The sequence below is a fragment of the Streptomyces chumphonensis genome (assembly GCF_014779715.1).
GTDB lineage: Bacteria > Actinomycetota > Actinomycetes > Streptomycetales > Streptomycetaceae > Streptomyces > Streptomyces chumphonensis.
The window spans coordinates 141407-148985 of record NZ_JACXYU010000013.1 but is presented as its reverse complement, the minus strand read 5'-3'; the positions used below and the strand labels follow the sequence as shown (position 1 = coordinate 148985).

The following is a 7579-nucleotide window of genomic DNA, read 5'->3' as shown; positions in this document are numbered from 1 at the left end:
GGAGTGAGGCCGGGCGGTGGGGGCGGGGCCGTCGTTCTGGAATGCTGGCGACGGCAGCAGGACGGCAGAACGGCCAGGGGCGAGGGCAGGGAACGATGGGGAAGAGCGTGCGTGTGGTGATCGCCGAGGACTCGGTGCTGCTGCGCGAGGGGCTGACGCGGCTGCTGACCGACCGCGGCCACGCGGTGGTCGCCGGGGTGGCGGACGGCGAGGCGCTGCGCCGGACGGTGCGCGCGTTGGCCGGGGCGGAGGGGCTGCCGGACGTGGTGGTGGCGGACGTGCGGATGCCGCCGACGCACACGGACGAGGGGCTGCGGGCGTCGGTGGAGCTGCGGGAGGAGTTCCCCGACCTGGGGGTGCTCGTCCTGTCGCAGTACGTCGAGGAGCAGTACGCCACCGAGCTGCTGGCCGGCTCGACGCGCGGGGTGGGGTATCTGCTCAAGGACCGGGTGGCGGAGGTGGGCGACTTCGTGGACGCGGTCACCCGGGTGGCGGAGGGCGGCACGGCGCTGGACCCGGAGGTGGTGGCGCAGCTGCTGGGCCGCAGCCGCAAGCAGGACGTCCTGGCCGGGCTGACGCCCCGGGAGCGGGAGGTGCTGGGGCTGATGGCCGAGGGGCGCACGAACGCGGCCGTGGCGCGGCAGCTGGTGGTGAGCGACGGTGCGGTGGAGAAGCACGTCGGCAACATCTTCATGAAGCTGGGGCTGGCGCCGAGTGACGGAGATCACCGTCGGGTGCTCGCGGTCCTCACCTATCTCCGGTCGTAGGTCTCCGCCCACAATGAAGGCGGGCTCAATCCCTGCCGGTCAGACTGGCAGTTCGTACGACGAGCCCCTTCGGGGGGTTGACGGCACGCCGTCGGGCGCGGGTGGCACGGTGTCTCATTATCGTGTCCACGATGCGGTCAGCCTTACGAAGGTCAACCTAACGCGCACGTACGATGGGCGGTGAGCCCGCCGGCCCGAGGGAGGTCCTAGCACGTGACCAGTCAGGTCAGCCATGAGAACGCCAAGGAAGTACGGCGTTTGGACCGGGTCGTCATCCGGTTCGCGGGGGACTCCGGCGACGGCATGCAGCTCACGGGGGACCGCTTCACCTCGGAGACGGCGTCGTTCGGCAACGACCTCTCCACGCTGCCGAACTTCCCGGCCGAGATCCGCGCGCCCGCCGGGACGCTGCCCGGCGTCTCGTCCTTCCAGCTCCACTTCGCCGACCACGACATCCTGACGCCCGGCGACGCGCCGAACGTCCTGGTGGCGATGAACCCCGCCGCGCTCAAGGCGAACATCGCCGACCTGCCGCGCGGCGCGGAGATCATCGTCAACACCGACGAGTTCAGCAAGCGCGCGATGGCCAAGGTCGGGTACGCCGCGAGCCCCCTGGAGGACGGCTCGCTGGACGGCTACTCCGTCCACCCGGTGCCGCTCACGACGCTGACGGTGGAGGCGCTCAAGGGCTTCGACCTCGGCCGCAAGGAGGCCGGGCGCTCGAAGAACATGTTCGCCCTCGGCCTGCTGTCGTGGATGTACCACCGGCCCACCGAGGGCACGGAGCGGTTCCTGCGGACGAAGTTCGCCAGGAAGCCGGAGATCGCCGAGGCCAACGTCGCGGCCTTCCGCGCGGGCTGGAACTTCGGTGAGACGACCGAGGACTTCGCCGTCTCCTACGAAGTGGCCCCGGCGGCGCAGGCGTTCCCCGCCGGCACCTACCGGAACATCTCCGGCAACCTCGCGCTGTCTTACGGACTGATCGCCGCGTCTCAACAGGCGGACCTCCCGCTGTACCTGGGCTCGTACCCGATCACCCCGGCCTCCGACATCCTGCACGAGCTGAGCAAGCACAAGAACTTCGGCGTGCGGACGTTCCAGGCCGAGGACGAGATCGCCGGCATCGGCGCCGCGCTCGGCGCCGCCTTCGGCGGTGCGCTCGCGGTGACGACGACCTCCGGCCCCGGCGTGGCGCTGAAGTCCGAGACGATCGGGCTCGCGGTCTCCCTGGAGCTGCCGCTGCTGATCATCGACATCCAGCGCGGCGGCCCCTCGACGGGCCTGCCCACCAAGACCGAGCAGGCCGACCTGCTCCAGGCCATGTACGGCCGCAACGGCGAGGCGCCGGTGCCGATCGTGGCCCCGGCCACCCCGGCCGACTGCTTCACGGCGGCGCTCGACGCGGCGCGCATCGCCCTCACCTACCGCACCCCCGTCTTCCTCCTCTCCGACGGCTACCTGGCCAACGGCTCCGAGCCGTGGCGCGTCCCGGAGGCCGACGAACTGCCCGACCTGCGCACCCAGTTCGCCACGAGCACGAACCACACGCTGGACGACGGCACCGAGGTGTTCTGGCCCTACAAGCGCGACGAGGGGACGCTCGCCCGGCCGTGGGCCGTTCCCGGCACGCCGGGTCTGGAGCACCGCATCGGCGGCATCGAGAAGCAGGACGGCTCGGGGAACATCTCCTACGACCCGGCCAACCACGACTTCATGGTCCGCACCCGGCAGGCCAAGGTCGACGGCGTCGACGTCCCCGACCTGGAGGTCGACGACGCGGACGGCGCGGCACGGGTGCTCATCCTCGGCTGGGGCTCGACGTACGGGCCCATCACCGCGGCGGTGCGCCGGGTGCGGCGGGAGGGCGGCGCCGTCGCGCAGGCCCACCTGCGGCACCTGAACCCGTTCCCCGCGAACCTCGGCGCGGTGCTCAAGCGCTACGACAAGGTGATCGTGCCCGAGATGAACCTCGGGCAGCTCACCATGCTGTTGCGCGCGACGTACCTCGTCGACGCCCAGCCCTTCACGCAGGTCCGCGGCCTCCCCTTCAAGGCCGAGCAGCTCGCCACCGTCATCAAGGAGGCCATCGACCATGGCTGACGTCCTCACGGGGGGCCCGGCGTCCGCGTCACACGCGCTGTCGCTGGTGCCCACGGCCGACGCCAAGCAGACCGCCAAGGACTTCAAGTCCGACCAGGAGGTCCGCTGGTGCCCCGGCTGCGGTGACTACGCCGTCCTCGCCGCCGTGCAGGGGTTCCTCCCCCAGCTCGGGCTGGCGAAGGAGAACATCGTCTTCATCTCCGGCATCGGCTGCTCCTCGCGCTTCCCGTACTACATGAACACCTACGGGATGCACTCGATCCACGGCCGCGCCCCGTCCATCGCGACGGGCCTGGCCACCAGCCGCCGCGACCTGTCGGTGTGGGTCGTCACCGGTGACGGCGACGCCCTGTCCATCGGCGGCAACCACCTGATCCACGCCCTGCGGCGCAACGTCAACCTCAAGATCCTGCTGTTCAACAACCGGATCTACGGTCTCACCAAGGGCCAGTACAGCCCGACCTCCGAGGCCGGGAAGATCACCAAGTCGACGCCGATGGGCTCGCTGGACGCGCCCTTCAACCCGGTCTCCCTGGCGATCGGCGCCGAGGCGTCCTTCGTGGCCCGCACCGTGGACTCCGACCGCCAGCACCTGACCGAGGTCCTGCGCCAGGCCGCCGAGCACCCGGGCACGGCGCTGGTGGAGATCTACCAGAACTGCAACATCTTCAACGACGGCGCCTTCGAGGTGCTCAAGGACAAGCAGCAGGCGGTCGAGGCGGTGATCCGGCTGGAGCACGGGCAGCCGATCCGGTTCGGCACCCCGGCGGAGGACGGCCTCGGCTCCCGGGGCGTCGTGCGCGACGCGGCCACCGGCGAGCTGCGGATCGTGGACGTCGCCACGCACGGCACGGACGGCGTACTCGTCCACGACGCGCACGACGCCTCACCCGCGACGGCGTTCGCCCTGTCGCGTCTGGCCGACCCGGACACTCTGCACCACACGCCGATCGGCGTCCTGCGCAGCGTGCGGCGGCCGGTGTACGACACGCTCATGGCCGACCAGCTGGAACAGGCCGTCGAGCAGAACGGCAAGGGCGACCTGTCCTCACTGCTGCACGGCAAGGACACCTGGACGGTCGTCGGCTGACCCTCCGCACCACCGCGACGCGGCCCGTGCCCCACCGGGGTACGGGCCGCCGCACGTCGTGCCCCGGCACCCGGGGCCGGGCGCGGACCGGCCGCCGGGGCGGGCGTGACGGGCGTCATGAGTGTCTGCTCATTACGGGAATGACAAGGGGGTGTGCCGGGCGTTACCTTCATCATGAGCAGCACCTTGACGGAGGAGGCAGCGTTGTCGTCCACGAGCGAGACCCGCACCGGGCTCCTGTACGGGTTCGCCGCGTACGGCATGTGGGGGCTCCTGCCCCTGTACTGGCACCTGCTCCAGTCCACGTCCGCCGCCGAGGTGATGGCGCACCGCATGGTGTGGTCGCTGCCGACGGCCGCCCTGATCCTGCTCGCCGTGCGCCGCTGGGCGTGGATCGGCGCGCTGTTCCGCAGGCCCAAGCGGCTCGGGCTCGTCGCCGTCTCCGCCACCCTGATATCGGTCAACTGGTACCTGTTCATCTGGGCCGTCACCGAGGAGCGGGTGCTGGAGGCGTCACTCGGCTACTTCATCAACCCCCTCGTCACCATCGCGATCGGCGTCGTCGTCCTGCGCGAGCGGCTGCGGCCCTTGCAGTGGACGGCCGTCGGCATCGGCGCGGCGGCCGTGGCCGTCATGACCGTCGCCTACGGCGAGGTGCCCTGGATCTCCCTGACGCTGGCCGTCACCTTCGCGACCTACAGCCTCGTGAAGAAGCAGACCAGGCTCGACGGCCTGGAGGGCTTCACCGCCGACTCTCTGCTCCAGTTCCTCCCCGCCCTCGGCTTCCTGCTGTTCCTCGGCGGGCGCGGCGAGTCGACGTTCACCACCGAGGGCCTGCCGCACGCCCTGCTGCTCGCCGGTGCCGGCCTGGCGACGGCCCTGCCGCTGATCCTCTTCGGCGCGGCCGCGATGCGGGTGCCGCTCTCCACCATCGGCCTGCTCCAGTACCTCGCGCCCACCTTCATGTTCCTGCTGGGGCTGCTCGCCTTCGACGAGCGGATGCCGCCCGAGCGCTGGGCCGGGTTCCTGCTGGTGTGGGTGGCGCTGTGCGTGCTGACCTTCGACGCCCTGCGCACCGCCCGGCGCAACCGGACCGCGCTGCGGGAGGCCCGGCGCCGCCGGCCGTCCCCCGCCGGCGGCGTCACCCCCGCCGACCTCCCGCAGGCCCCCGTCGGCCCGACGTCCTGACGTGCCGGGGGCCGACGCCCGGCCCCCGGCACGCCCGGCTCAGCCGAGCGCGGCGACCATCCGGTCCGTCACCCGGGGGAAGCGGAGCTCCTGCCGCCCCACGGCCGCCACGGAAACGGTCCCCTGGAACGTCGTGTGGTGGTCGTCCCCGTGCGGGCGGTAGGTGAGCCTGCTGCGGTCTCCTGAGCGGTATCTGCGCACTTCGCCGGTCGTCCCCTCCGTCGTCGTGTCCTGCGTGCCCCTCTCGGGAGCCGACCGCGCACCCGGCCCCGGCCACGGGGCCGACCCCTCCTCACTGCCGATGACGTCCCACACGGCGGCGGGCGGTCGCGGGATCGCCCCGACGATCCGCGCCCCCACCTCCCTGCCGGCGCCCTGTGTGAGTCCTGCGGGCATGACTCGCCTCCTCGCTCGCGAGCGTGTGCCGACTCCCCCTCCGGCACCCTCCGACACCTACAAAGTTAGCGGTCACCACTGACAACGGCCCCCGGGCGCGGAGCGCGTCCGGGGGCCGTCGAGCGGCGTTCGAGAAGCCCTCAGGAGGTGATGTCGCGGGTGGTGAAGCGGGCCCAGGCGGCCGAGCCGAAGACGGCGGCGTAGACGCCCTGGAGCCCGGCGTTGGCGAGGATGTCGCCCCAGGGGACGGGCGCCCGCAGCAGGTCGGCGAAGGACATCCAGTGGTACGGGAACAGGTACGGGTGGACGACGTCGAGCTGCGGGATCGCCCCGACGATCTGCACCGTGATCAGCAGCCCCACCGTCGCGGACATGGCGGCGATGCCACTGCCGGTGAGCGTCGAGACGAACAGGCCGAGCGCCGCGAGCCCGACCAGCGAGACCGCCACGGCCACCGCGATGGCCAGGGCGCGCAGCAGCCCCTCGGACAGCGGGACGGTGACGCCCGACAGCAGCGTGATGTCCCCCAGCGGGAACAGCGCCGCGCCCACCAGCACCGCCGAGAGGGCCACCACGAGCGTCGCCAGGAGGCAGAAGACCAGCAGGGCGGCGAACTTCGCCAGCAGCAGCCGGGTGCGTCCGGCGGGAGCGACGAGGAGGTACCGCAGGGTGCCCGCGCTCGCCTCGCCCGCCACCGCGTCCCCCGCCACCACACCGACCGTCATCGGCAGGAAGAACGGAAGGGTGGCCGCGAGCGCGGTGAACACCAGGAACAGGCCGTTGTTGGTGATCTGGTTGATGAACGCGGGTCCCTCGCCGCCGTCCCCGCCACCGCCGCCGTCCCCGCCGCCGGTCTCGATCTTCACGGCGATGCCGATGAGCACCGGCAGCACCGCGAGGATGCCGAGCAGGGCGAGGGTGCGCCAGCGGCGCAGCGTCACCGTGAGCTCGCTGCGGAAGAGGGAGAGCGTCCACAGCGGGGACGGGCGCCGGACGGCCGTCCCCGGGCCGCTCGCGGCGGCCTCCGCGCGGACGGCGCTCGCCGCCCCGTCAGCCGGCGACATCGAAGCCCTCCCCGGTCAGTGCCACGAAGGCGTCCTCCAGTGAGCCGTTCTCCACGCCGAAGGAGCGCACGCGGACGCCCGCGTGGACGAGGGCGGCGTTGAGGTCGGCCAGGTCGGTGCCCGGCTCGGTGGGCGGGTCCCCGGTGACGCGGTCCCCCTCCGTGCTCAGCGCCGTCACGCCGTGCTCCTTCAGCACCGAGGCGGCGTCGCCCGCGTCCGGGGTGGTGACGACCAGGCGCCCCCGCGCACCGGCGGCCAGTTCGGCGACCGGGCCCTGGGCGAGCAGCCGTCCCCGCGCCATCACGGCGGTGTGCGTGCAGACCTGCTCGACCTCGTCCAGCAGGTGCGAGGAGAGGAAGACGGTCGTGCCGTCCCCCGCCAGTTCGCGGACGAGGGTGCGCATCTCGCGCATGCCCTGCGGGTCCAGGCCGTTCGTCGGCTCGTCCAGGATCAGCAGCTCCCGGGGCTGGAGCAGCGCGACGGCCAGGCCGAGGCGCTGCTTCATGCCCAGCGAGTACGTCCGGGCGTGCTTGCGGGCCGCCGCCCCCAGACCGACGCGGTCCAGCGCGGCGTCGATGCGGGCCCGGCGGGTGGCCGGGTCGGCGGTGGGGTCGGCGGCGTCGAAGCGGGCCAGGTTGTCCCGGCCGGAGAGGAACCCGTACAGCGCCGGGCCCTCGATGAGGGCGCCCACCTTCGGCAGCACCCGCCGCGCGTCGGCCGGCATGGGACGGCCGAGCAGGGCGGCGCTGCCGTCGGTGGGCGTGACGAGCCCGAGCAGCATCCGGATGGTGGTCGTCTTCCCGGAGCCGTTCGGCCCGAGGAAGCCGAAGACGCTGCCGCGCGGCACACGCAGGTCCAGGCCGTCGACGGCGAGCTGACCGCCGCGGAACCGTTTGCTCAGCCCGCGGGCCTCCACGGCCGGTTCCCCGGCGGTCGGCGGCGCGTCCATGTGTCTCCCTCGTCGTCCCCCGACA

At 72.5% G+C, this 7579-nt stretch carries 7 protein-coding genes; 4 read left to right on the top strand and 3 right to left on the bottom strand.

The features are described 5' to 3' along the window. The first annotated feature begins 95 nt into the window (after nucleotides 1-95). The 4 genes from IF129_RS21335 (at nucleotide 96) to rarD (ending at nucleotide 5145) form a co-directional block, all read left to right on the top strand. Nucleotides 96-767: a LuxR C-terminal-related transcriptional regulator gene (locus IF129_RS21335; protein ID WP_191211373.1), complete on the top strand. Its 672-nt coding sequence runs from the start codon at nucleotides 96-98 to the stop codon at nucleotides 765-767. A gap of 213 nt (nucleotides 768-980) precedes the next feature. After that, entirely contained in the window at nucleotides 981-2867 is a 1887-nt protein-coding gene (locus IF129_RS21330; RefSeq protein WP_318153873.1) for a 2-oxoacid:acceptor oxidoreductase subunit alpha, read from the top strand. Then, nucleotides 2860-3957, top strand: a complete 1098-nt coding sequence (locus IF129_RS21325) for a 2-oxoacid:ferredoxin oxidoreductase subunit beta (protein ID WP_191211372.1) — start codon at nucleotides 2860-2862, stop codon at nucleotides 3955-3957. The genes IF129_RS21330 and IF129_RS21325 overlap by 8 nt, the downstream gene beginning before the upstream one ends. A gap of 174 nt (nucleotides 3958-4131) precedes the next feature. Continuing rightward, the gene (gene rarD / locus IF129_RS21320) at nucleotides 4132-5145 is read left to right on the top strand and encodes an EamA family transporter RarD (protein WP_381481589.1); all 1014 of its coding nucleotides are present in this window, start codon (nucleotides 4132-4134) and stop codon (nucleotides 5143-5145) included. Between the two features lie 39 nt (nucleotides 5146-5184). Here rarD and IF129_RS21315 read toward each other — a convergent pair whose 3' ends face one another. The 3 genes from IF129_RS21315 to IF129_RS21305 form a co-directional block, all read right to left on the bottom strand. Continuing rightward, on the bottom strand, nucleotides 5185-5541 hold the full coding sequence (locus IF129_RS21315; RefSeq protein ID WP_191211371.1) for an SRPBCC domain-containing protein: 357 nt from the start codon (nucleotides 5539-5541) through the stop codon (nucleotides 5185-5187). A 140-nt stretch (nucleotides 5542-5681) separates the two neighbouring features. Beyond that, complete coding sequence (locus IF129_RS21310; protein WP_191211370.1) at nucleotides 5682-6605, bottom strand: ABC transporter permease; 924 nt, start codon at nucleotides 6603-6605, stop codon at nucleotides 5682-5684. Further along, nucleotides 6592-7554, bottom strand: coding sequence for an ABC transporter ATP-binding protein (locus IF129_RS21305; protein ID WP_191211369.1), 963 nt, complete (start codon nucleotides 7552-7554; stop codon nucleotides 6592-6594). Before IF129_RS21305 ends, IF129_RS21310 begins: the two co-directional genes overlap by 14 nt. Nucleotides 7555-7579: the final 25 nt, after the last annotated feature.

Bases quoted from the DNA above. Each gene is read 5' to 3' on its own strand.
- IF129_RS21335 (WP_191211373.1), top strand. From the start codon at position 96: ATGGGGAAGAGCGTGCGTGTGGTGATCGCCGAGGACTCGGTGCTGCTG.
- IF129_RS21325 (WP_191211372.1), top strand. From the start codon at position 2,860: ATGGCTGACGTCCTCACGGGGGGCCCGGCGTCCGCGTCACACGCGCTG.
- rarD (WP_381481589.1), top strand. From the start codon at position 4,132: ATGAGCAGCACCTTGACGGAGGAGGCAGCGTTGTCGTCCACGAGCGAG.
- IF129_RS21315 (WP_191211371.1), bottom strand. From the start codon at position 5,541: ATGCCCGCAGGACTCACACAGGGCGCCGGCAGGGAGGTGGGGGCGCGG.
- IF129_RS21310 (WP_191211370.1), bottom strand. From the start codon at position 6,605: ATGTCGCCGGCTGACGGGGCGGCGAGCGCCGTCCGCGCGGAGGCCGCC.
- IF129_RS21305 (WP_191211369.1), bottom strand. From the start codon at position 7,554: ATGGACGCGCCGCCGACCGCCGGGGAACCGGCCGTGGAGGCCCGCGGG.